The 401-nt window shown below is 38.4% G+C and carries 1 protein-coding gene; it reads left to right on the top strand.

Features of this window, described 5'->3' with window-relative positions:
- A partial coding sequence (locus RM529_RS18270) for a DUF5712 family protein (protein WP_311486075.1) occupies nucleotides 1-282 on the top strand: 282 nt, incomplete at its 5' end.
- Nucleotides 283-401: the final 119 nt, after the last annotated feature.

The following is a 401-nucleotide window of genomic DNA, read 5'->3' as shown; positions in this document are numbered from 1 at the left end:
AAGGCAGAAAAGACCTTTGATAAAACCTTCGGTTACCAGCGCAATTTTGTGGAAACCTATACGACACGAAAGGAATTTATCAAAAACCCGAACCACTATTTTACCGCGCTAATGGGATTACCGGCTAACGAAAAAGCACTTGCTTTTAAGCTGATCCGGGAATCAGGTATCCCGATGATGCCTAGTATTCCAACTTCACAGGCACAACTTGCCCTCAAAATTTTTAACAGGCTCAAAAAAGGGGTAGAGGTAGCCGTTAAATCAAGTTCAATCGGTATTTAATTTTAATTGTTATGGACATAGAAAATCTTGTTAGACTGCTTCTGATTACCGGGCTGGTAAGCATATTATTCTATATATGTTTTAGGCTTATCAACCGGTTTGCTTTTGTTTTGAATTTA

The organism is Autumnicola edwardsiae (genome assembly GCF_031846505.1).
Classification (GTDB): domain Bacteria; phylum Bacteroidota; class Bacteroidia; order Flavobacteriales; family Flavobacteriaceae; genus Autumnicola; species Autumnicola edwardsiae.
The sequence above is the reverse complement of the archived record's forward strand: the minus strand, read 5'-3'. Positions and strand labels throughout refer to the sequence as shown.